A 21,409-nucleotide genomic window follows, 5' to 3' on the forward strand; every position below is an offset into this window, starting at 1 on the left:
CGGACTTCAGCCCTCGGTCTCTGCCCGGTGCGGAAACCGCCCGGCCCGCTCGCGGGCGCCGCGGTCAGGCCCCCAGCCGGTGACCAGACGAGAACTTCCACAGGGTCTCGCTGACCTTCCGGTCCCAGGAGGCCTCCGGGGCCCGGCCCTCCGGGACACGGTCCTGGCAGGTCGGCCCGGGCTCCGGGTCGAACTGCCCGACGACGCCGACCGCGGCGAACTCCGGCTTACCCGGGGCGCAGGCGGCGGTCAGGGCCAGCCGGGCACCCTCGCCGATCCCCCACACGTAGACCCGGTTCGGATCCACCTTGGTCCGTTTCGTGGAGACGAAGCGGACCACGTCGCGCAGATAGCGCACGTCGGCCCCCTCGGGTCCGTCGATCCGCCACGNGCCGCCCACGGCTTCCGGGAAGGCCACCGCGAAGTCGCGGGAGTTCGCGAGCTTGCCGGCGTCACTCTGCCGGTCAAGTGACTTCGCGTCCGCGTTGTCGTCGTGCAGGATCAACACCAGCGGAAGCGGGTTGGCGGGATCGGACGGGGCCTGGACGAGCAGCTCGCGGCCCGCCGACGCGTAGTCGCCGGGCAGGCTGACCCGCTGGGTCTTCGGGCGGTCACGGGTCCCGAGGTAGCCCCAGACGACCACGATCACGACACCGACGATGAGCACGGTTCTCTTGTTTTTGCCCCACCATCCGGCGAGGGGATTCGACACCACGGTCCAACCGAACCACACCGCTGGCCGGGAAACGCCGCAAACCTGGCAGCAGATGACGACAAGACCGGGGTCAGACCGGGGCCTGTCCGCCTTGTCCCCCCACTTGTCCCCCCAAAAAAAGCCAGGGGACGCGTCAGGTGACGGCCAACGCGCGGCGCCGGGCCTGGCGCAGCACCTCCACCTCGCGGGGCGCGTCCAACGGCGGCAGCGGACCATGGACCCAGCTCAGCAGGAGATCGGCGAGGGCGGGATTCTGCGCGAGCACCGGCCCGTGCAGGTAGGTGCCGATGACCCGGCCATCCACGATGCCGTCCGTTCCGCCGTCACCGTCACCGATCCCGAGCCGGACCGTACCGAGCGGGATGCCGCTCGCGCCGGGCAACCGCCTCGTCCGCCCGGCGTGATTCTCATACCCGTACAGGGTGGGCAGGCCGAGCCGTGCGTCCGGTTCCACCACGATGTCCCCGACCGCACGCGCCGGCGGCGCGTCCGACGGGCCGAAGGAGCGACGGGTCTCCACGTCGACGAGATTCAGCCCCTCGTGGATCTCCCCACCGGATGGGAAGGTCGCGCCGATCACCTGGTAGCCGGCGCACACGGCGAGCACCGCCGCTCCCGAGCTCACCGCTCGCCGGATCGCCCGGTTCTGCCGGATGCCGTCCGCGGCGAGGACCTGCGGTGCGTCCTCGCCGCCGCCGAGCAGGTAGATATCACAGCTCTCGGGCACCGCCGACCCCGCGGGAACGTTCACCACCTCGACCGGCAAACCACGCCAGCGCAGGCGCTGGGACAGCACGATCGCGTTACCGCCGTCGCCGTAGGTACCAAGCAGCTCGGGGTAGATCAGCGCGATCCTGGTCGCAGAGCCGCCCGTCATCGCGTGGATCCCCTCATCTCGCGCACAACCTCACTGCGTGCACAACCTCGCCGCGTGCACAACCTAGCCACGTGCACAACCTAGCCACGTGCACAACCTCACTGCGTGGACCTCACCAGCAGATCGCGGAACGCCGTGTAGTTGGCGACGACGTCGACCACCTTCTCGTTGGCGGCCAGGGCCGCGTCCCGCGCACTGGCATACACGCTGTGCGGCACCTCCGCATAGGCCAGCCGCACGCTCATGTCCTCCTTGCGCTCCCCGGTGACCAGCACCTGCCGGCCGGCGAGCCGTTCGAACGGCACGTCCCAGATCCAGGACGGATCCCGCCCGTCAGCGGTCTGGGAGTTGAAGTCGATGACGACAGGCCGCGGCGGCGCGTCCGCCAACAGCTCCATCATCTCCACCCAGCCAGCGGGGTTCTTCGCCAGCAGCAGCCGGCCTCGATGGCCCTCCTCGCCGAGCGCCACCTCCTGATAGCGACCCTGCACATCGCCCAGGCCGGTCATGGCCGCAAGCGCATCCTCGATCTCGACGCCGAACTCCCGGGCCGCGGCGGCGGCCATCGCCGCGTTGCCGAGGTTCACCCGTCCGGGCAGATCGAGCCGGGCCTCGATGGTGCGGCCGTACCAGAGTAGTTCCCGGGAGCCGGTGACCGCTACGATCGGCTCGGGCCTGGCCAGCCCGCACTCGGACCACCAGCCGCTGCTGTTGCGGTGTAGCAGCCGGGCGCACTGCGGGCAGACCATCGCGTCCGCCGTCCAGTTCTGCCCCGCCGACACCCAGACCTGCCGGTGCCAGCCCGCCGCCGCCCAGGCCACCAGGGGATCATCGACGTTCGCGACCACCGTCGTGTCGCGCAGCTCCGAGCCGAGCTCGCGCCACATGGCGGCGATGCGCCGCGTCTCGTTGGACCGGTCGAGCTGGTCACGGCTGATGTTCAGCAGCAGGACCACCCGCGGCGAGATCTCCCTGGCCACCTTCGGCAGCCAGATCTCGTCCACCTCGAGAGCCGCCGCCGCGTCAAACGGCGGCCGGGACAGCGCGGCCAGCACCCCGGGCGCCATGTTCGCCCCGCCGCTGTTCGACTTGACCGGCCCCAGGGTGCCCAGGGCCCGGGCAAGCAGCCTCGTGGTGGTGGTCTTGCCGTTGGTGCCCGACACGCAGGCGGTCATCCGGTGGGAGCCGACCTCGGCGAGCGCCGCCGGGGATACCCGCAGCGCGAGCTTGCCACCGATCATCTCGCCGGAACCACGGCCGAGCCGGCGTGACGCCTCGGCCGCCAGGCGTTCAACGGCGAGCGCGGCCTGGGTCCTGGCGGTGAACCGGCGGGGGATTGATGTCGTCATCGCGGTTTCTACAGTGCCACGACGGCACCGGGCGGCGAAGCCCGCCCCGTCTTCTGTTCCGATAGATCCCGGTCCAGTCCCCGGTCATCGGCCCGGTACCACNCGGTAGCGCCCCCGGACGGGGGTTTGTTCCAGCCCGGACATTACCTCACGTGAGCTGGCGTTACCCATAGTCCGTTGGGGAAGGTGTCGACCGGACCACCGTCGCGGAATCGACGCGGCATCGCGGTAGAACTCACCTGACAGGGTGAACCGGAATACCCACGGCCGCCCCCACAGGTGAGAATCACAGGCGGAACACGGCTGGTCGGCGCGGGTGCGCCGGTTTGGCCACCGGGGGCCGCGCCGGGCGGGCATCCCGGACCGGCACGGCCGGCCCGGGTCCGCCGCGCGGTTGCAGAAGGGACGTGAGGGCGCACAGTGACCACGAAGGCAATCGCGATCGCGCGGGTACACGGCCACTGGTCGGTGCACGATCTCGACCCGGCCGACGTCGACGACCTCGACGCCCTCACCGACATGATGCGGGATCTGGGTGATGGCCCCGTCGTCGCCTTCCTCGAGGAGGACGACGAGTACCTCGCGGTGGTCCGGGTGTGTCCCGACGACCCGGATCCGCAGGTCTTCCTCTCCGATCGCCGGGTCCTGGTGACCTCCGACCTCGCCGAACGCCTGTTCGCCGACGCGCTGCCCTCGATGGCGGGGCTGACCACCCCGGACGACGAGGATGACGCGTCCGCCGTCACCCATGCCGCCCCCGTGGGCGATCTCGATCTACTCGGCGATCTGGGCACCCCCGCGGAGGCGTTGTTGGAACTGATCGGCGAGGAGGGGATGCTGCCAGGCGATGTGATCAGCGCGCTCAGCGAACGGGCCGGGGCGGGGGAGATCCTCGATGACGCACGTGGCTGAGCCCACCGCTTCGGTCCCGCGCCGCCGGCCCGCTGATCCGGGATGACCGATCCCGACGAGTACCCCCGGGCGGGCGCTCCCGCCCGGCTGAGCGGTCCGCCCGGACCGGACCGCTTCCACGAGGCGATGGGGCTCGCCCTGCGCGAGGCCCGCCTGGCCCCGGACCACGCCGACGTCCCGGTGGGTGCCCTGGTGGTGACCGAGGACGGCACGGTGCTCGGGCTCGGGCACAACGAGCGGGAACGCGGCGCCGATCCCNCCGCCCACGCCGAGATGATCGCCCTGCGGGCGGCCGCGCGCCGGACGGGTTCCTGGCGGCTACCGGGAGCCACCCTCGTGGTCACGCTGGAGCCCTGCACCATGTGCGCGGGGGCCCTCGTGCTCGCCCGGGTGGACCGCCTCGTCTACGGCGCGGTTGACGAGAAGGCCGGGGCGGTCGGCTCGCTCTGGGACGTGGTGCGGGACCGGCGGCTCAATCATCGACCCGAAGTGGTCGCCGGGATCCGCGCCGACGAGTGTGGCGCCCTCCTGGCGGAGTTCTTCGCCGCGCGCCGGCGCCCGGCGGGGCGCTAGCCGGCACACCGCCGCCACGCTCGCCCGGTTCGGGGCGACGGGCCGCAGCCTCGGCGCCGTCGGACCCCTACACACCCCGGCGAACCGGACTCTCGCGACGTCCGGTAGGCTAGTCCGCGGTGGAGTCGCCTAGTGGCCGAGGGCGCACGCCTCGAAAGCGTGTGAGGGGGCAACCCCTCCGTGGGTTCAAATCCCACCTCCACCGCCCTAGCGGCACGTCTCGCTCTTCGCGTGCTGGCCGGGCCCGCACAGCGGTCCCGGAGGATCAAGCCCGGGCACCGGGCCGGCGGGGAGACCGGACGGCGGGGNGAGGGAGCCCATCGCGGCGAGGATCAGGCCATCGTGGCGAGGATCGCGCCGATGTCGTCAACGGTGGTCCGCGGGTTGACGATGGCGAACCGGGCGACGGTCTCGCCCTCGTGCACGGTGGGCGGAACAAACGCGAAACCGTCCCGCAGCAGGTTCTCGCTCCACCGCTGGTAGTCCGCGGCCTGCCAACCCAGCCGACGGAACACCACGATCGACAGCTGCGGTTCCCGCACCAGCTCGACGTAAGGCAGCGCGGCGATCTGGAGCGCGGCCGCCCGGGCGGTCGCCAGCGTGGACTCGATGGCCCGGCCGTAGGCCAAGGTGCCATGCGTCGCCAGCGAGAACCAGAACGGCAGCCCGCGGGCCCGCCGGGACAGCCCGATGGCGTAGTCCGACGGGTTCCAGGCCCCCGCCGAATCCAGGACCTCGAGGTAGCCGGCCCGCTGCGGGCCGTGCGCCGCCCGGGCCACCGCCGGATCGCGATACACCAGCGCGCAGGCATCGAACGGCGCGAACAGCCACTTGTGCGGATCGACGATGAACGAGTCGGTCTCGGCGATCCCGTCGAAGAGAGAGTGGGTCGATGCGGCGGCGAGCGCGGCCAGCCCGTAGGCGCCGTCCACATGTACCCACAGCCCGCGGGCCTGACAGACGTCCACCACCCCGCGGATGTCATCGACGGTGCCGAACTGGGTGGTCCCTGCGGTCGCCACCACCGCGAACACGCCGTCGACGGCCTGGGCGCCGTCCTGCTCGGCGAGCCGGTCCAGCGCCTCGGCCAACAGCGGACCGGTCAGTCGTCCGGCGTCATCCGTCGGCACGACGACGACCTCGGTGTCGAGCACCGTGGCGGCCTGGTAGAGGGAGGAGTGCGCTTCGGCCCCACAGACGAACCGCCATCGCGGTGGAGTCGGCCGACCGGCGGCGGTCAACCGGCTCCGGGCGGCATGCCGGGCGGCGGCCAGCGCCGACAGGTTGCCGACGGTGCCCCCCGGTACGAACAGCCCACCGGCGCAGGCGGGGAAGCCCGCGAGGTCCGACAGCCATCGCAGCGCCTCGTTCTCCGCGAAGACCGCGCCCGCGCCCTCCATCCAGCTGCCCGCGTAGATGGACGACGCCCCGACCACCAGATCGAACAATACAGCCGCCTTAGTCGGGGCGGCCGGGATGAAGGCGAGATTGCGGGGATGATCCGTCGAGATGCAGGCGCGGGACAGCTCCTCGTCGAACACCTCGAGAGCGCGACGGCCACCGATGCCCTCGGCGGTGATCGTGGATCCCACCGCCGCCGCCAACTCGTCCCATGACAATGGCGCGTCCAGCGGTACCGGATCGAATCCGAGCCGGACGCGGGCAAAGTCACATATCGCGCGGACGAGGTCGGCAGCCTGCGCGTCAAACCGATGCACAGGCGGAGTCTNGGGTCGGCCATGCCCGGACATNGGGCANCNCNCCCCGCCGCAACACCGGCGTTTCCGGGTCAACCCCGAGTTCACACCGGCTCGTCGCAGACCGTCACAAGTCGCCCGGGTCGGGTGATCTCCCGCGACCCGAGGGACGACGCGAGGCTACGCGTCCTGCTTGCCGCGCTGACGACGGAAGAGGAACCCGCCACCAACCAGGGCAACCAACAGAACAATCGCTCCGACACGCTTCACAACAAACCTCCACGATGAGGACCCGGCCTACGGGACGACATGCCCGGGCGTCCATCCATATACCCCATGGACGCCGCGGAAGGTGCCCAGACCCGCCGTCCCGGGGGACGAACGGCTGACACATCCTCATGCCATCGAAACCGAGCATGCCATGAAGTGGTCCCAGGCGTGCGACCGGACCGCCGGACAAGCCGACGCGTCCTACGACAGCACGATNGACACGTGTCGTATCGCGGGGCAATCTTCACGCGGCCCGGCGTTTGGACGGTGCTTTCACAGTCGCCCTCATCGCACCCGTTCGGCGACAAGGGCTGCGAGGATGTCGGCATGGCAGGGCTCGCCCGGCGGGCACCAGCAGGCCAACCGCTTACCAGCCAGGTCGGGCAACTCGGCGAGCCGCTCCGACCGCGAGTAGCGGCGACCGGACCGGTCGTACCGGACATCCGGCCCACTGCCGGTCATCCACGCCGCGTACAGCTCTACCGCCGCGGACCGCCCCCACTCGCGCTGGTCGAAGGGATTGCCCCATCGGGTCGGCCGGGCGACCACGACCACGTCGTCGGGCCTGCGCCACCCGGCGGCGCGGGAGAGCCGGACATGGGACTGTGCGACGGTCATCATCGGAGGCCTCCCAGCTCGACGACATCCCTGGCGCCGCCCAACTCGCCCGGATCGTCGGTGAGATCCAGATCGTCGGTGAGAATGGCGTGCGTGGATGGTACGGACNCCACCANCCCCCCGCANGGGGTTCGCAACCGATCGGCGCGGACCGGGCCGGCTGTCCGTGCCGATCAGGCCNCCTCACCGCCGATCCACGTACCAGAGGAGCCACATCGGGCCCGGGAACCAGTGGACGGTCCACGTTCGGCGGACCCGATTCAACGCCACCCCAATAAACAAGCAATCTCTGTGCAATAACCACACAATAACCGTACGATCGTTAATCGTGTGATCGTTGCAGTAAGAAACGTGCCGGAGGCACGGGAACAGNGCAAAAGGGGGCAGCCACAACCATCCAGCCATTCCCCCTTTACTTTCCGTACACCGGAAATTTGATAACGGGTAAAGTACATTTTTTCGACGCGACGAGGTTGCCGTCCCGGCCCTTCTGGTGATATCTCGCGGCGATGCGGCGGGATCGTTCCAGGGCGCCGACGGGACCGGTTGCGACCGGGCGCCGACGAGTATCCATGCCGCCTGCCGGAGGTAGGACAAGCGGCGCATAGAATGTCCGCGAGAATGTGCGCGGCAAATGCGGCGAGTCCTGGGGGCGATGGTGGCACGAGTCTTCGTCAGCCATGCGGGCTCCGACGCGGAGCTGGCCGACAGAGTGCATCAGACGCTGACCCTTCTTGGCCACCGGGTGTTCCTCGCTCAAAACATCCGGGTGGGCGTCCAGCCCGGCGACATGTGGAAGGATCGGTTGCACCGCGAGCTGCGAGCCGCCGACGCCGTGGTCTGTGTCATCACCAACGCCTACAACGCCTCCCCGTGGTGCGCCTACGAACTGGGAATCGCCTACGAGGTCGGCAGCCTGCTGCTGCCGCTGCGCGTGGAGCCGACGGTCACCTCCCCGCTTCTGGAGGACCGGCAGCACGTTCACCTGCACGAGAATCCGGGGTGGGCCGACAACCTGAACATTGGGCTGCGGCGCGTCGAGGCCGGCGGCGGGCTGGGCTGGGCGGACGACCGGTCCCCGTTCCCGGGTCTGCGGCCGTTCACCCGGGACATGGCCAAGGTGTTCTACGGGCGCGGCAACGAGCTGCGGCGACTCACCCACCGGCTACGCTCCCTCGGTGAACAGCGTCTGCTACTGGTGGTCGGCGCCTCCGGATGCGGCAAGTCGTCGCTGGTCACCGCCGGCCTGCCGGCCCAGCTGGCGGGCGAGCCCGGCTGGGAGGTGGCCGACCCCTTCTGGCCGGGCCGGGACCCGGTCCGCAAGCTCGCCCACACCCTGACCCAGGCTGCGAGGCGTGTCGGCCAGCAGTGGGCGGTCACCGACATCGACCGGCAGCTCAGGGAGGACGACCTGGCCCTGATGGGGCTGGCCGAGGAACTTCTGACGGCCGGCTCCGGCCCGGTGCGGGACAGCCTGCTGCTACTGATCATCGATCAGGGNGAGGAGCTGTTCACCCGATCGGACGAAGAGGAACGGGCCCGGTTGGCGACCCTGTTGCGGCATGGGGTCACCGGTCCCGTGCGGGTGGTCATGGCGCTTCGCTCCGAGTTCCAGGACCAGGTCTTCGCCCTGCCCGAACTGAGCGGCCCCCCCGAACAGGGCGGGGTCAACCTGCACGTCTTCCCCCTCCGCCCGCTGGCCCGGGACATGCTGCCGGTCGTCATCACCGAGCCGGCCCGGGTAGCCGGCCTGCACGTGGAGCCGGAGCTGGTCGCCAGGATGGTCGCGGACACCGAGGACGGCGAGGCGCTGCCGCTGCTGGCGTTCACGCTCCATGAGCTGGCCAAGGACCAGACCCGCGGCGGCACCCTGTCGATGGACCGGTACCACGAGCTGGGTGGCGTGCGGGGGGCGCTGGCCCGCCGCGCCGACGCCGTCCTCGACGACGCCGTGGAGACGAGCGGGCTGGGCCGGGAGGAGATCCTGGTCGGCATGGCCGAGCTCGCCACGCTCGACGAGGCCGGTCGGCGGACCCGCCGACGCATCGACCTCAAGGACCTGCCGTCCGACGCGTTGCGGAGAACCTTCCAGGTCTTCGTGAACCAATGGCTGCTGTCCACCCCCAGCGACAGCCTGGGGACCGCCGTCGGGGTCGTCCACGAGGCGTTGCTGACCGCCTGGAAGCCACTGGATGCCGTCATCCGGGAACGGGAAGCCGCCCTGCTCAGTGAGGGCAAGGTCGAGCGTGCCGCCGCCGAGTGGGAGCACAACGACGGCCCGCTCTGGGACGAGGACCGGCTGACCACCGCCATCACGACGCTGTGGCAGTCCTATGAGCGTTTCCGCGCCGGTGAGGAGCCGGTGGTCCATCTCAAACCGGCCGGGCGGAGGTTCATTGACGCGTGCGACCAGCGGATCGAGGAAGCCCGTCGCCAGGAACGTACGCGCGTCGAGGCGGCCCGCCGCCGGGAACGTCACGAACGTCAACGCCGCCAGCAGGTCATCGCTGTCCTTTCCGTGCTCCTCGTCTTCACCGTCGTCGGGGCCGCGGTCGCCACCTGGCAGTCCCTCACCGCCCGGCAGGCGCAGCGCACCGCGGAACGGGCGCAGCGCACCACCGAACGGGCGCGGCACGCCCTGATCACTCACACCCTGCTCGCCGACGCCGACGCCGCGCGGGCGACGGACCAGGTGCGCGCGTTACGACTCGCCATCGCCGCCGAGGACATCGACCCCGGTACCGGTGGTGCGGCCGGCGGTAAGGCCGCCAGTGGTGAGGCCGCCAGTGGTGAGGCCGGCGGTAAGGCCGACAGGGGCGCCGACAGCCGGGCGAACCTGCTGCAAACCCTCGCCGAGGACCCGAACCCACTCGCCAGCCGCGGCGATCCCGTCACCTCGGTGGCGTTTTCCCCGGATGGACGCATCCTGGCCGTCGGCGGCGCGAACGCAACGGTCGTGCTGTGGGATGTGACGGAGGGTCAACATCGTCGGATCGACCCGCCCCTCACCGGCCAGCACAGCGGGATCACGTCGGTGACGTTCTCGCCGGACAGCCGGAACCTCGACGCGACCGGCGTCGACGGGACGGTGCTGCGGTGGGACGTCACCGACCCAGACCGGCCACAATTGCGGGGGCGTGTGAACGCCGCCGCGGCCCTCCCCACGCCGTGGGATGCGTTCTCCCCGGACGGGCGCCTCAGAGCCACCGGCCAGGACGGATCAATCATGCTGGCGGATGTCACCGCCCCGGATCGGCCCCGGCCGCCCAGCATCCTTCTCGCCGACCCCGGACCGGTCCGGGCCGTGGCCTTCTCCCCGCACGGGCAGGTCCTGGCCGCGGTCGGATCTGGCCGGAGGGTATGGCTCTGGGATACCAGCGTCACCCCGCCGCGGCAGATCGGGCAGCCGCTGACCGGGCACACCCGCTCCGTCCTGTCGCTGGCGTTTTCCCCGGACGGCGGGACGCTGGCCTCCGGCGGCAACGATGGCACCGTCCGGCTGTGGCGGCTCGCCGCGGTCGACGCGTTCCGCCGCAACGGCGTCGTCGAGTACGCCTGCCACGAGGCCCAGGGCGGGCTCGACCGGTCGGCGTGGAGCTTCCACATTCCCGGCCTGCCCTACCAGGACACCTGCGCGGGGTGACCGCCGGCGGCACCGGCGGCTACCTCGGCAACGACGGCTACCTCGGCAACGACGGCAACGACGGCAACGTCCAGGTGTCGAGGCGTTCGGCGATGTTGTTCGTGCCCTGGCGCCGCCCGGCGATCCGCCGGGCGTCCGCGAGGAACCGGTGGGTCCGCGTGACCATCACGGCGTTCGGCCGGTGCTCGGAGATGTCCAGTGCCTCGGTGACGAGCGCTTCAGCCTCGTCGACGTGGTGGCGGTACAGGGCCGCTGTAGCCGCGGCGATCCTCGCCATCGACCGCAGGCCGGTCGCCCCGGCGACATCGAGATGGTGCACCGAGGCGTCGGTATAGACCGATGCCGCGTCCGGCTGGCCGAGTTCGACGTACGCTGCCGCGGACAGTTCGGCGAGCGTCAGCATGTGCAGGGTGTCGATCGAGAACNCGGGGTTACCCGACTGCGCGCGACTCAGCGTCCCCTGGATGCGCCAGGCACGATTGATCGCTTCGTGCACGCCCGCCCGTTCACCGAGCGCGCCCAGGGTACGGGCCTCTATCGCCGCGGCGCGGCTGGCGGCCGGCGAGCCCGCACCGACGTGGGACGTGGCGGCGCGGGCCAGCGCGAGGGCGGAGGTCAGGCGGCCGGACTTGCGGGCCAGGGAGCTCTGCCACAGCCGAACCCAGCACTGAAGTGTCCGGTCCCGCGCCTCCTCGGCGTGGCCGAACGCCTCGGCGAACGCGGCCGTCGCCCCGGGGATATCACCGAGGTCGTGGCGGGTGGTGGCCCACAGGGCGGCCAGGCGGCCGGCGGCGCGGTGCAGGCGGGCGTCGACGGCGGTCGGGTGCCCGCCCTCGGCGAGCAGGGAGCGGACGGCCGGCAGATGCCGGCGTAGGTACACGCTCGTCGCGCCGATCGGAGTCCGCTCGTACGCCCCGGTGATCTGCTCGATGCGGACGTCGATGTGGTTCAGGACGTCCTCGGACGCGATCACTCTCGGGATCACTCGCCCGCTCCGGACCATGAACAGCCCGGGTGGCAGGGATGCCCCCGCCGCCAGCCGGAGGAACCGCCGTCGATCGGACTCGTCGCCCATGCCGCACCTGCGCTTCGGGATGTCGCCCGCCTCCCATGACCATGATCCGTCCGTGGGCAGTCGAGAAACGGGTCATCGTCCATGGTCACGCCCCGTCTTCCATGATCATGCCCCGTCTGCCGGTCCGACTGCACACTCGCTGGACGCTAGCCGGGGCGGCCGCCCGCCGGAAGCGGAAACACCCAGCACAACGTGGTCTCCCGCGGCCTGCGGGCCACGGCCCACGGCGTCCCACGGCGGCACCGGTCGACCCGGCGCAGGTCACTAGCCGTGACTTTTGCACCGGCGGAGCCTCAGTGCGGTCGTGGCAGCCGCCCGCCGGCAGCCGGCCGCGACGGGCGAGGTCGGCGGNGATGTGGGNGAGGNTCGCCGCGTTGTGCAACCGCCAGCGTTCCCAGCCGGGAGTGCCCTTGCGCACCCGCTCCGGCCGGACGTCCGCGGCGTCGGTAACGGTCTCGAAGGGTTTCTGCTCGTGCGGCCGCACGTCCGTGACGTGGCTCAGCCCCTGCGGTGGGGTGCCGACGAAGCCGCAGCGCAGGATGCGGATGGCGGCGAGCAGCCGGTCCACGAGGGCCGGCTCGCAGAGCACATCGTCGTCGAGGTAGAGCACATANCGGCCGNGGGNCGCGTNGAGCAGGANCNGGCGCTGCNCCGCCATGCCCCGCCACATCCGCCCCCGGTGCACCTCGACGGCGCCGCCCCGCGGTGTAGTAGCTGGTGGACATCCGTACCCCAGGCCGCGTCAGTGTCGGCCAGAGGCCATCCGGGATCCGGACCAGATTGGTGAAGATCTCCACCGTCATGCCGGTGTCGAGCGCCCGGCCGACAAACTCGGGCAGCGCCGGGTGCAACGTCGGCTCACCGCCGATCATCGACACCAGGCGGACCCCGAGCTCGGCGGCAGCGTCGATGACCTCCGCCCAGTCGGCCGCGGTCATCGGCCCGTGCCCGCCGGCCGGGCCCGAGTCGGCGTAGCAGTGGGAACAGGAAAGCTGGCAGCGGCCGGTGAGCTCCAGCGACAGCCGGTCGATCGGCGGTGGGGCAAGGGNGGNGGTCACTTGTTCTCCTTGCGGGNGGATGCGGNGGGGATCAGTGGGCGGTGAGGGCTCGCGGGGGATGGAGCTCGCCGCCCTGGTGGAGGGCGGCGCGCTGCGTGAGCTGGTCGGGGGTGAGGGCCTTCATCCCGTGGTAGGTGCCGGCGACCTGGGCGCGGGCGAGTTCGAGCGCGAGCGCCGCCCACTGGACGAGCTGGCGGTCGATCTCCTCCATCTGCTCGGTCGCGGGCAGCGTGCCGCCGTACAGGAGGTGGTGGACGAGCGCGACGGTCCGCGCCATCTGGCGGACGTTGGTGTCGGCGGTGCCCTGGTAGCGGGTGCACTCCTCGGTGAGGATCTTCACCTGCTCGTCGCTGAGGTTCAGGGCCTCGCGGTGCTCGACGTCCTGGCCGAACAGTCGGCCTGCTCGGAGCCGCTGCCGTTGCCGCCCAGATCTCCGGACGGATCGCGGCCGCCGCCGCCATCGCCCCCCGACGCTGCGGGAGATCGAGGCGAACATCAACCGCATCGCCCGCGCCTACATCGTCACCCCGCCGGCCGAGCTCGCCGCCGAAGCCGAACGGGAGTGGATGGCCGTCGAGCAGATGCTCGATCGCCGGGTGCGAGGGAAGACCCGGACCACGTTGGACCTCCGCGCCGGCCAGTACGCGATCTATCTCGCGTTGACCGCCAACGACCTCGGCGCGCAGGAGGATTCCGACACCTATCTCGATCTTGCCGGTCAGCACGCCCAGGAAGCCGGCGACCGGCTCCTGTCCGACTGCGTCGCCGCGGTCGGACAGCTCGTTCGCCTACTTCCGGAATGATCCGCATCGCGCGCGGAGCGTGGCCGCGGAGCGGCGCCGTGACGCGCACCCCTACGCGCGGCCCATGCTGGCCGCCTGCGAATCGCGGTCCGCCGCCCGCGGGGGCGACGAGTCGACCGCGCGAGCCGCGCTAGACGACATGTGGGACCACCTGTGGAACGGACCCGTCATGCCCGGTGAGGTCCGCATCGATGAAGGCCAGGCCGTGGCTCAGACAGCGGCGATCCTCGCCACCCTGCGGGACCCGGCCTCCGAGAAGTTCGCGCAGCGCGCCGTCGACGCCTACCTCGGAAGCGGCCGGTCGGCGAACCTCGGCGGCTCCTACAACGCCCTCGCCCGCAGCTACCTGCACCGGGCCGAACCGGACCCGGAACGGGCCACCGCTGCGACGCGCAGTGCGTTGGAGGCGGTCGGAGACCAGCGGACTTCGTGGGTCGTCGGACCAGCCGCGAAGACCTGGCGCACCCTGGATGCCCGCTGGGGAACGATGCCGGCGGTCCGGGAACTCGGCGAACCGGTCGCGGCAGCGCAACGCCCGGCACTGACGTCCGGAACGAACGTCTGAGCCGCGCCTTTCTGCATGCCTACCGCGTGCTCCGCGGCCATAGGGACCGCGGCGGCGCCCGTTCTGCCCATAGCGGGCGGGCAGCGTCACGGCGTCGGTGTGCGACGCGCAGATGCAGTAACGGATCCCGAGGCCGCAGATCTGGCCGCGAGGGTCGTCGGTGGCCAGATGTCCGCAAATGCCGCCGCGCGGGAAATGGGCTGGCGGCACCCGCGGATCGTCGTCTCCTCGCCTACCGCGGTCGCTGCCGCTCTCCGTAAGCACATGTCCCGCGATGACCTAGCGCGCCTGATCGCGATCCTCCAGGAAGGCAACAGCCATGGATGACCTGTACGCCCGCGCCGGGCTGATCCGTCACAAGGTCAACGTGTTCGCTGCGATGGACACGGACGGGAAGGCGTATTCGCCGCTCCGTCCCGAACCGGAATCCGGCCCGGAACCCGCAGCCCCGGCCCCCAATCGCGTGATCTCAGTCACATAGCGGGTCAATCAATAGAAGATCATAGATCTTGATGTTTCAAGATCAATAATTTGCCGTAGCCGGATGATCGTCGATATGAACGGATGTGGGTCGCCCTCGGTCGGTCCGCTCCACAAGGGAGTGGTCTGGCTAAAGGGAGGAACCCCGTGTTTCTGATCGTTCTGATGACCGCGGTACCCGAGGCGCTNTACCGCGGTGTCTGGCTGCTGGGGCTGATCGTGGTGCTTCGCGGCGCGACTCCGGCGGAGCGGGAAGCCCTCCTCAGAGCCTACGGACGGGCATATCCAGCACCGCGAGCTCAGAGAGTGTCACGGCAGCGGTGACCGTCAGCCGGCGCGGTGTCCAGCGAGGGCGTAGGCGGGGTGCCGGGCGCGGTTGTACCGCTGAGTGGTGCGCGGGTCGGCGTGGCCGGCGGCGTCCTGGACGTCGTGCAGGGGCAGGTCGGATCGCCACGTTGCGGAGCGGGTGGTTCCTGCGGAGGTCGGTCTGCCGGGTGTACCGGTCGAGCGCGGTCGACGTTGGAGACCACCGGCCTCCCTCCGCGATCGCCGCGCGGGGCGCGCCTGCGGACGCTGTCCGAGCGCACGTTCACCTGCCAGTCCTGCGGACTGGTACTCGACCGCGACCACAACGCCGCAATCAACCTGCACAACCTCGTCGCCGCCAGTGCGTCGGAGACGGTAAACGCCCGTGGAGACGACCGTAAGACCCGCGCAAGCGGGCAGGTGGCTAAGAAGCGGGAACCGAGCGCGGCTTCGGCCGATCAGACTCGGGGCGCCTCGCCGAGAGGCAAGGCGGCATGAGAGNACCATTGGACGCTCACATGCAACGGTGTCGACATCACGCTGGTGTCCAAGCGGCACGGGCACAGCTCCACCGCGATCACCGGCAACCTCTACGTCCACCTGATGCGGTCGTCCGGCCAGCGGGCCGCCGAGGCGGTGGCTACCGCGGTGCCCCGCACACGCCGGACTCTCACGGGACTCTCACAACGATCATCGGAGGATGGTGACCCTGTGTCCGACCCGGAATCCGCCCAGGTCAGGAGCCTTGATCATAATTGCCGGAATACAGCGAAACGGCGGAGGATGCGAGATTCGAACTCGCGAGGGGTTGCCCCCAACACGCTTTCCAAGCGTGCGCCCTAGGCCACTAGGCGAATCCTCCGTGGATGAGACTATCTGATCGTTGCGGGGCCGGGCGCCGGGCCTGCCGCCGTGCCGCCCGGCAGACCTCGGAATTCATGATCGTCCATCACGGGCTAGACTGCACAGCAGACCCCTCGTGCGGCGTTACCCTCGTGAACCCCCCCAGGGCCGGAAGGCAGCAAGGGTAAGCGGGCTCTGGCGGGTGTGCGGGGGGTCCTCTCGTTTCGCCGATCGTCTCGTCGAGCACGCGGAGCAGGTCAGTGAGCACAGCGTTGTACAACCGCTACCGTCCCGCGACGTTCGCTCAGGTCGTCGGCCAGGAGCACGTGACCGACGCGCTGCGCAAGGCCCTGCGCACCGGTCGGCTGCACCACGCCTATCTCTTCAGCGGCCCCCGGGGCTGCGGCAAGACCTCCTCCGCCCGGATCCTCGCCGCCTCGCTGAACTGCGTCCAGGGCCCGACCCCTGAACCCTGCGGGGTGTGCGACGAGTGCGTGGGCATCCGGACGGGCGCCTCGATGGACGTCACGGAGATCGACGCCGCGTCGCACGGTCTCGTTGACGACGCCCGTGACCTGCGCGAGCGGGCGTTCTTCGCCCCTGCGTCGGCCCGGTTCAAGGTCTTCGTGGTGGACGAGGCGCACATGGTGACCGCGGCGGCGTTCAACGCGCTGCTGAAGGTCGTNGAGGAGCCCCCGCCGTACCTCAAGTTCGTCTTCGCCACCACCGAACCGGACAAGGTCATCCCGACCATCCGGTCCCGGACGCACCACTATGCCTTCCGGCTGGTTCCGCCGGGCGTGCTGCGCGAACATCTGGCGTCGGTCTGCGCCCGGGAGGGGGTCGTCGTCGANCCAGCCGTGTTGCCGCTGATCGTGCGGGCGGGCGCCGGATCGGTTCGCGACTCGCTGTCCGTTCTCGACCAGCTGCTGGCCGGCGCGGACGACGACGGCCTGCGCTACGACCGGGCGGTGGCGCTGCTCGGCATGACCGACGGCGTCTTGCTGGACGAGACCGTCGACGCGCTGGCCGACCGCGACGGCGCGGCCCTGTTCACCGTGGTCGACAAGGTCGTCTCCGCCGGTCACGACCCGCGCCGGTTCGCGACCGATCTCCTCGACCGGTTCCGCGACCTGATCGTGATGGCGGCCGTTCCGGACGCGGACGCCCGCGGCCTGCTGGAATCCTTCTCCCCCGACCAGATCGACCGGATGCGGGCGCAGACCACCCGGATGGGCCCCGCCGAGCTGTCCCGGACGGCGGACGTCCTGCACAACGGCCTGGTCGAGATGCGGGGGACGGCGAGCCCACGGCTGATACTGGAACTGATCATGGCCCGTGCGTTGCTGCCCACGGCGTCGACCGACCCGGCCGCGCTGCTCACCCGGTTGGAGCGGCTGGAACGGCGGGCCGTGCTCGGCGGGGAAGAACCGGAGCCGGGCCCCCCGGCCCCGCTGCCGGTCGGCCGGGCTCCCGCGCCGGTCCACCCGCCCGCCGCGGACCCGGAGCCCATGCCGCTGGCAGTCCGGGCATCCGCTCGGACCGGACCGGTGTCTCGACCGGCGGCGGGCCCCCAGCCTGGTTCGCCGGGTCCCGCGTTCACGTCGGGTGATCGCCCCTCGGGCCCGGCAGGTGTTCCGGGCACGGCCGGCACGCCCGGGACCGGGCGGATCGACGCCGCCGGCCTGCGGATGCTGTGGGACGAGCTTCTCGCGCTCGCCGGCCGCCACAGCCGGAAGACGCATGCGATCCTGAAGGATCACGCGACCGTTGCCGACGTTCGGGGCGACGAGGTCGTGCTGGCCTTCGCCACCCCGACGATGGGCCGGATGTTCGGGCAGGGGAACAACGCCGAGCTGTTCTGTACGGTGCTGGCGGAGAGACTCGGCGGGACCTGGCGGGTCACCGTCGCTCCCGCGGGCGGATCTGGTCGCGGCAGCGGGCGGCCCGCAGCGGGTCCCGGTCCGGGCGGCGGTGGCTACTCCGGCCCGCCCGGTCCCTCCAAGGCCTCGGGGTTCGCCGGCTCGGGCGGAGCCCCCGGGCCCACCGGCCAGGCGGGAGCATCCCGCTCACCGGCACCAGCACCGGCGCCGGCACGGGCCGCCGGCCCGGCAGGACAATCCTCCGGCCCCTCCTGGGGCCCGCGGCTGGATCCGCCCGTCGGCGCCGAGAACCGCGCCGTCTCGCCGGGATCCCCCCGAGCCATGCCCGGCCAGATGCGCGGACCGGCGGGGNTGTCCCCCGACACCGGGAACGGCTACGGCGGCTCCACCGACGGAACCGAAGGCGGCACGACAGACCCCGGCCGCGGCCCGGACGGCTACGGCGACCCCCGCGAACACGGCGACCCCCGCGAACACGGCGACCCCCGCGAACACGGCGACTCCCACGGCGCCGGGCACGGTTCCACCGGCCCGGGCCCCGGCCCCGAGGGCGGCCCCGGCCCCGAGGGCGACAGGCCCTGGTCCGCCACGGGCCGGGACGGCTCGTCGCCCGGACCGGCGAACGGGGTCGCCGCCGCTGCCAGCGCACCTCCCGCCGGGGAGGAGCCGGGTCCGCGGCGCGAGGACGAGCCGTCCCTCGACGACGAGGCCGTCCCGTCCGGTCCCGGCGGGGCCCGCGGGGGCGAGGAGGCCGCCGTGTCCCTGCTACGGAGCGGACTGGGTGCCACGATCATCGAACAGATCTCGTCCGGCTGATCTCGTCCGGCTGAAGGAACAGATCTCGTCCGGTTGAAGGAGACGTAGGCTCATCGACATGTCTAACCCACAGAACCGCGCCGGGAGTGGGGCCTCCGCCGGGGGCGGGGCGCTGGGGCAGCTCTTCGAACAGGCGCAGAAGATGCAGGCCGCGATCCTCGCCACCCAGGAGGACCTCGCCACCGCCCGGGTGGACGGGACGGCCGGCGGCGGCCTGGTCCGCGCCACCGTCAACGGCGGCGGGGAACTGGTCGATCTGACGATCAGCCCCGAGGCGGTCGACCCCGAGGACACTGAGACGCTCGCGGATCTGATCCTCGCGGCGGTCCGTGACGCGACCACGAATGCCCACAAGCTCGCCGCCGACCGGATGGACGCGATCACCGGTGGCCTCGGCGCGGGCGGCCCGGCAGGTCCGGGTGGCGCCGACGGACTCGGTGGACTCGGTGGACTCGGTGGACTCGGTGGCCTGCTGTCCGGTGGCGGCCTCGGAGGCCCCCCTCCGGGTGGCCCGGGCCTTCCCGGGCTCGGCTGACAACCGGCGGCACCGGTGTACGAGGGCATCGTCCAGGATCTGATCGACGAGCTCGGGCGGCTGCCCGGCATCGGTCCCAAAAGTGCCCAGCGGATCGCGTTTCATCTGCTGGCCGCCGACCCCGTGGACGTCCGCAGGCTGGCCACCGCCCTGACCGAGGTCAAGGAGAAGGTCCAGTTCTGTCGGAGTTGCTTCAACGTGGCGCAGTCGGAACTGTGTCGGATCTGCTCCGATCCCCGCCGCGATCCGAGCTCGATCTGTGTGGTCGAGGAACCCAAGGACGTCGTGGCGATCGAACGCACCCGCGAGTTCCGGGGGCGGTACCACGTGCTCGGGGGCGCGATCAATCCCATCGGCGGTGTCGGTCCCGACGACCTGCACATCCGGGAACTCGTCGCCCGCCTGGCGGACGGCACGGTGACCGAACTGATCCTCGCCACCGATCCGAATACCGAGGGTGAGGTCACCGCATCCTNCCTGGCCCGGCAGATCGCTCCGATGGGCCTGAAGGTCACCCGCCTCGCCAGCGGCCTGCCCATGGGCGGTGACCTCGAATGGGCGGACGAAGTGACCCTGGGACGCGCCTTCGAGGGACGCCGCGTCGTCAGCGCCTGACACCCCGGCCTGCTGTCACCCGGTCCCACCCCGAAGCCACCCGGCTCCACCGGTCCGCCACCGGGTCCGCCGGTCCGCCACCGGGTCCGCCGGGGCCGCTGCAGCCGCTAGAACCCCAGGATGGGGGCATAAGCCGAGCTGGGAATCGAGGCCAGGGCCAGCAGGACCACGCTGACGTCAAGGTGGTCGGCCTCGGCACTGAACACGGCGTGTAATCCTCTGGTGCGGTAGATCCGTACCTCGGGATCCCGGACGACCTGTACTCCGAAGACGTTCGTCGCCCGTAGCCACCAGNCCCGCCCGGCCGCCCGGACCCTGACCTGACGGGCGTCCCGGCGCAGCCCGGTCGTGAGCCGGGCGAGTCGGGTGGCCGGCAGGCAGGGCTGATCCAGATAGCCGATGATGTCCCGGTCGGAGCCGTGCACCACCAGCCGGACCGGCCGGGCCGCCGAACCCGGCTCGACGAGGTCGGCCTCCGCCGCGATCTCCCGGTCCCGCGGATACATCTCGGCCGCCCAGATCCCCTCACCGTGCAGGACCCGTTTACCCTGCGGGCCAGCCCCCGGATGGCCGCGGGGCACCATGCCGCCGATGATCCGCCCGGCCCCTTCCAGCCGCCACGCGACGGAGACGACCACCCCCGACGGCACCGGCGTGGCCAGGTCGCAGACGGCTGGTAGGTGGCACATGCGTAGATCACGGACGCGCCTATCCATCCACACCGCTCAGGTCTCCAGCGCCGCGGTGCCCCGGACCCACGCCGCCGCGGTGCCCCGGACCGCCCGGCGAACCGCCATCCTCACCGGAGGACATCCCGGTAGCTTCCCGCACCAACGCCACCCAAACCTCAAAATTGATCACTCTGAGTTATCTCCTTCACGCTACAGCAGCCCTTCATCCATGGATTGCCGCCGAGTCGCTCCGCTACGCGCCCAGATGCTACGAGGCGCGCCGATCTACCCATGATGCGCATTCGCCCGAGCATCTGCGCGGGCATTCGACGAATTCGTCGGCTCGCGCGTCGGCGTGGGAATCGGCCGGAGCATCGACGAACGCATCGAGACGGGCGGCAGCAAGAGCATCCAGAGAAAGGTGGGACGGCGTCCGCGCGCACCTTCGCGCGAGCATCGGACACCCGGATCCGATCCCGGGAGCGGTGGTACCCGCGCCCCCAAACACGGAGACCACCGGGCGACCACTGATGGTGACCACCGGAAGGCCCCACCATCACCCCGCGGTACGCATCCTCCAATCGGGACGTCAGGGTAGGGGGTACCCGGCGAACGCTCTGCCGTCCGTCTGCCACCAGGAGGTCCTGAAGCATGATCATCAGTTCACATGTCGGGGCGGGCGCTTTCGTGGGCATGGCGATCCGGCACCCGGTGTCCGCCCTCGCCGCCGGCTTCGTCTCACACCTGGTCATGGACGCGTTGCCCCACTGGGGAACGGGTCCGAACACCGAGCCGGAATGGTTGCCGATCGCACGCAAGGACGGCGTGGCGGGACTCGCGGCCATGGCCTTGTTGACGGCGTCCGCCCCCGCCGGGCGCCGACTCGCCGTCCTCGCCGGCATGACCGGTGCCTGCCTACCGGACACCGACAAGGTGGGCCGGTACTTCGTCGGGGTGAGTCCCTGGCCGAGCCGGTTCGACCGTTTCCACGAAGCGATCCAGAACGAGGCCCGACACCGCCTGCCGCGCGAGATTGCGACGGCCGCCGTACTGACCACCGCGGGCACCCTGCTCCTGCGCCGACTCGCGACCCGCGGCGACTGAA

At 71.1% G+C, this 21,409-nt stretch carries 17 protein-coding genes, 2 tRNA genes, 1 other RNA gene and 2 pseudogenes; 12 read left to right on the plus strand and 10 right to left on the minus strand.

Annotated elements, in window-relative coordinates:
* Positions 1-64: 64 nt before the first annotated feature.
* From ALLO2_RS08665 to ALLO2_RS08675, 3 genes are all read right to left on the minus strand, one after another.
* On the minus strand, positions 65-712 hold the full coding sequence (locus ALLO2_RS08665; RefSeq protein ID WP_084588388.1) for a PHB depolymerase family esterase: 648 nt from the start codon (positions 710-712) through the stop codon (positions 65-67).
* A 136-nt stretch (positions 713-848) separates the two neighbouring features.
* On the minus strand, positions 849-1,592 hold the full coding sequence (locus ALLO2_RS08670) for a type 1 glutamine amidotransferase (protein ID WP_011434749.1): 744 nt from the start codon (positions 1,590-1,592) through the stop codon (positions 849-851).
* Positions 1,593-1,690: 98 nt separating this feature from the next.
* Positions 1,691-2,941, minus strand: a complete 1,251-nt coding sequence (locus ALLO2_RS08675; RefSeq protein ID WP_011434748.1) for a MurT ligase domain-containing protein — start codon at positions 2,939-2,941, stop codon at positions 1,691-1,693.
* A 420-nt stretch (positions 2,942-3,361) separates the two neighbouring features.
* Between ALLO2_RS08675 and ALLO2_RS08680 the strand changes: the two genes are divergently transcribed.
* The 3 genes from ALLO2_RS08680 to ALLO2_RS08690 all read left to right on the plus strand — a co-directional run bounded on the left by ALLO2_RS08680 (position 3,362) and on the right by ALLO2_RS08690 (position 4,631).
* Positions 3,362-3,853, plus strand: coding sequence for a tRNA adenosine deaminase-associated protein (locus ALLO2_RS08680; protein WP_011434747.1), 492 nt, complete (start codon positions 3,362-3,364; stop codon positions 3,851-3,853).
* 42 nt (positions 3,854-3,895) lie between these two features.
* Entirely contained in the window at positions 3,896-4,426 is a 531-nt protein-coding gene (gene tadA / locus ALLO2_RS08685) for a tRNA adenosine(34) deaminase TadA (RefSeq protein ID WP_084588380.1), read from the plus strand.
* A gap of 118 nt (positions 4,427-4,544) precedes the next feature.
* A tRNA-Ser gene (locus ALLO2_RS08690) sits at positions 4,545-4,631 on the plus strand.
* A 127-nt stretch (positions 4,632-4,758) separates the two neighbouring features.
* Here ALLO2_RS08690 and ALLO2_RS08695 read toward each other — a convergent pair.
* Both ALLO2_RS08695 and ALLO2_RS08700 read right to left on the minus strand, forming a co-directional pair.
* Positions 4,759-6,144, minus strand: coding sequence for a pyridoxal-dependent decarboxylase (locus tag ALLO2_RS08695; RefSeq protein ID WP_011434745.1), 1,386 nt, complete (start codon positions 6,142-6,144; stop codon positions 4,759-4,761).
* Positions 6,145-6,678: 534 nt separating this feature from the next.
* Entirely contained in the window at positions 6,679-7,014 is a 336-nt protein-coding gene (locus ALLO2_RS08700) for a DUF4326 domain-containing protein (RefSeq protein WP_023840114.1), read from the minus strand.
* Between the two features lie 631 nt (positions 7,015-7,645).
* Between ALLO2_RS08700 and ALLO2_RS08705 the strand changes: the two genes are divergently transcribed.
* Positions 7,646-10,654, plus strand: coding sequence for a TIR domain-containing protein (locus ALLO2_RS08705; protein WP_232234977.1), 3,009 nt, complete (start codon positions 7,646-7,648; stop codon positions 10,652-10,654).
* Positions 10,655-10,691: 37 nt separating this feature from the next.
* On the opposite strand, the gene ALLO2_RS08710 is transcribed toward ALLO2_RS08705, so the two are convergent.
* The 3 genes and pseudogenes from ALLO2_RS08710 to ALLO2_RS08725 form a co-directional block, all read right to left on the minus strand.
* Positions 10,692-11,729 (minus strand): hypothetical protein, encoded by a 1,038-nt coding sequence (locus tag ALLO2_RS08710; protein WP_035731072.1) that lies wholly within the window; start codon positions 11,727-11,729, stop codon positions 10,692-10,694.
* Positions 11,730-12,553: 824 nt separating this feature from the next.
* Positions 12,554-12,787 (minus strand): annotated as a pseudogene (locus ALLO2_RS27050) (radical SAM protein); the annotation flags it as partial.
* Positions 12,788-12,818: 31 nt separating this feature from the next.
* The gene (locus ALLO2_RS08725) at positions 12,819-13,292 is read right to left on the minus strand and encodes a hypothetical protein (protein WP_011434739.1); all 474 of its coding nucleotides are present in this window, start codon (positions 13,290-13,292) and stop codon (positions 12,819-12,821) included.
* Positions 13,293-13,353: 61 nt separating this feature from the next.
* Between ALLO2_RS08725 and ALLO2_RS26290 the strand changes: the two genes are divergently transcribed.
* From ALLO2_RS26290 to ALLO2_RS24205, 3 genes and pseudogenes are all read left to right on the plus strand, one after another.
* Positions 13,354-13,590 (plus strand): hypothetical protein, encoded by a 237-nt coding sequence (locus ALLO2_RS26290; protein ID WP_023840118.1) that lies wholly within the window; start codon positions 13,354-13,356, stop codon positions 13,588-13,590.
* Between the two features lie 19 nt (positions 13,591-13,609).
* A complete protein-coding gene (locus tag ALLO2_RS26295) occupies positions 13,610-14,155 on the plus strand; it encodes a hypothetical protein (protein WP_023840119.1) in 546 nt (181 codons plus the stop codon).
* A 1,050-nt stretch (positions 14,156-15,205) separates the two neighbouring features.
* Positions 15,206-15,439, plus strand: a pseudogene (locus ALLO2_RS24205) (zinc ribbon domain-containing protein); the annotation flags it as partial.
* A 279-nt stretch (positions 15,440-15,718) separates the two neighbouring features.
* On the opposite strand, the gene ALLO2_RS08735 reads toward ALLO2_RS24205, so the two are convergent.
* Positions 15,719-15,803, minus strand: a tRNA-Ser gene (locus tag ALLO2_RS08735).
* Positions 15,804-15,909: 106 nt separating this feature from the next.
* On the opposite strand from ALLO2_RS08735, the gene ffs reads away from it, so the two are divergent.
* The 4 genes from ffs (at position 15,910) to recR (ending at position 19,633) form a co-directional block, all read left to right on the plus strand.
* Positions 15,910-16,006, plus strand: an RNA gene (ffs, locus tag ALLO2_RS24215) — signal recognition particle sRNA small type.
* A 38-nt stretch (positions 16,007-16,044) separates the two neighbouring features.
* Positions 16,045-18,483 carry a DNA polymerase III subunit gamma and tau gene (locus tag ALLO2_RS08740; RefSeq protein WP_035731078.1) on the plus strand — a complete coding sequence of 813 codons (2,439 nt, stop codon included), beginning with the start codon at positions 16,045-16,047 and terminating at the stop codon, positions 18,481-18,483.
* Positions 18,484-18,541: 58 nt separating this feature from the next.
* Positions 18,542-19,018, plus strand: a complete 477-nt coding sequence (locus ALLO2_RS08745) for a YbaB/EbfC family nucleoid-associated protein (RefSeq protein WP_011434736.1) — start codon at positions 18,542-18,544, stop codon at positions 19,016-19,018.
* A gap of 15 nt (positions 19,019-19,033) precedes the next feature.
* Positions 19,034-19,633 carry a recombination mediator RecR gene (gene recR / locus ALLO2_RS08750; RefSeq protein ID WP_035731081.1) on the plus strand — a complete coding sequence of 200 codons (600 nt, stop codon included), beginning with the start codon at positions 19,034-19,036 and terminating at the stop codon, positions 19,631-19,633.
* Between the two features lie 107 nt (positions 19,634-19,740).
* Here the strand turns inward: recR and ALLO2_RS08755 are convergent, their stop codons facing one another.
* On the minus strand, positions 19,741-20,322 hold the full coding sequence (locus ALLO2_RS08755) for a hypothetical protein (RefSeq protein WP_232234978.1): 582 nt from the start codon (positions 20,320-20,322) through the stop codon (positions 19,741-19,743).
* 633 nt (positions 20,323-20,955) lie between these two features.
* Between ALLO2_RS08755 and ALLO2_RS08760 the strand changes: the two genes are divergently transcribed.
* On the plus strand, positions 20,956-21,408 hold the full coding sequence (locus tag ALLO2_RS08760; protein WP_011434732.1) for a hypothetical protein: 453 nt from the start codon (positions 20,956-20,958) through the stop codon (positions 21,406-21,408).
* The last annotated feature ends 1 nt before the right edge of the window (position 21,409 follow it).

Origin of the sequence: Frankia sp. Allo2 (assembly GCF_000733325.1) — a bacterium.
GTDB classification, from domain to species: Bacteria; Actinomycetota; Actinomycetes; order Frankiales; family Frankiaceae; genus Frankia; species Frankia casuarinae.

Bases quoted from the DNA above. Each gene is read 5' to 3' on its own strand.
- ALLO2_RS08725 (WP_011434739.1), bottom strand. From the start codon at position 13,292: ATGCGGTTGATGTTCGCCTCGATCTCCCGCAGCGTCGGGGGGCGATGG.
- ALLO2_RS08745 (WP_011434736.1), top strand. From the start codon at position 18,542: ATGTCTAACCCACAGAACCGCGCCGGGAGTGGGGCCTCCGCCGGGGGC.
- ALLO2_RS08700 (WP_023840114.1), bottom strand. From the start codon at position 7,014: ATGATGACCGTCGCACAGTCCCATGTCCGGCTCTCCCGCGCCGCCGGG.
- ALLO2_RS08675 (WP_011434748.1), bottom strand. From the start codon at position 2,941: ATGACGACATCAATCCCCCGCCGGTTCACCGCCAGGACCCAGGCCGCG.
- ALLO2_RS26290 (WP_023840118.1), top strand. From the start codon at position 13,354: ATGGCCGTCGAGCAGATGCTCGATCGCCGGGTGCGAGGGAAGACCCGG.
- ALLO2_RS08670 (WP_011434749.1), bottom strand. From the start codon at position 1,592: ATGACGGGCGGCTCTGCGACCAGGATCGCGCTGATCTACCCCGAGCTG.
- ALLO2_RS08760 (WP_011434732.1), top strand. From the start codon at position 20,956: ATGATCATCAGTTCACATGTCGGGGCGGGCGCTTTCGTGGGCATGGCG.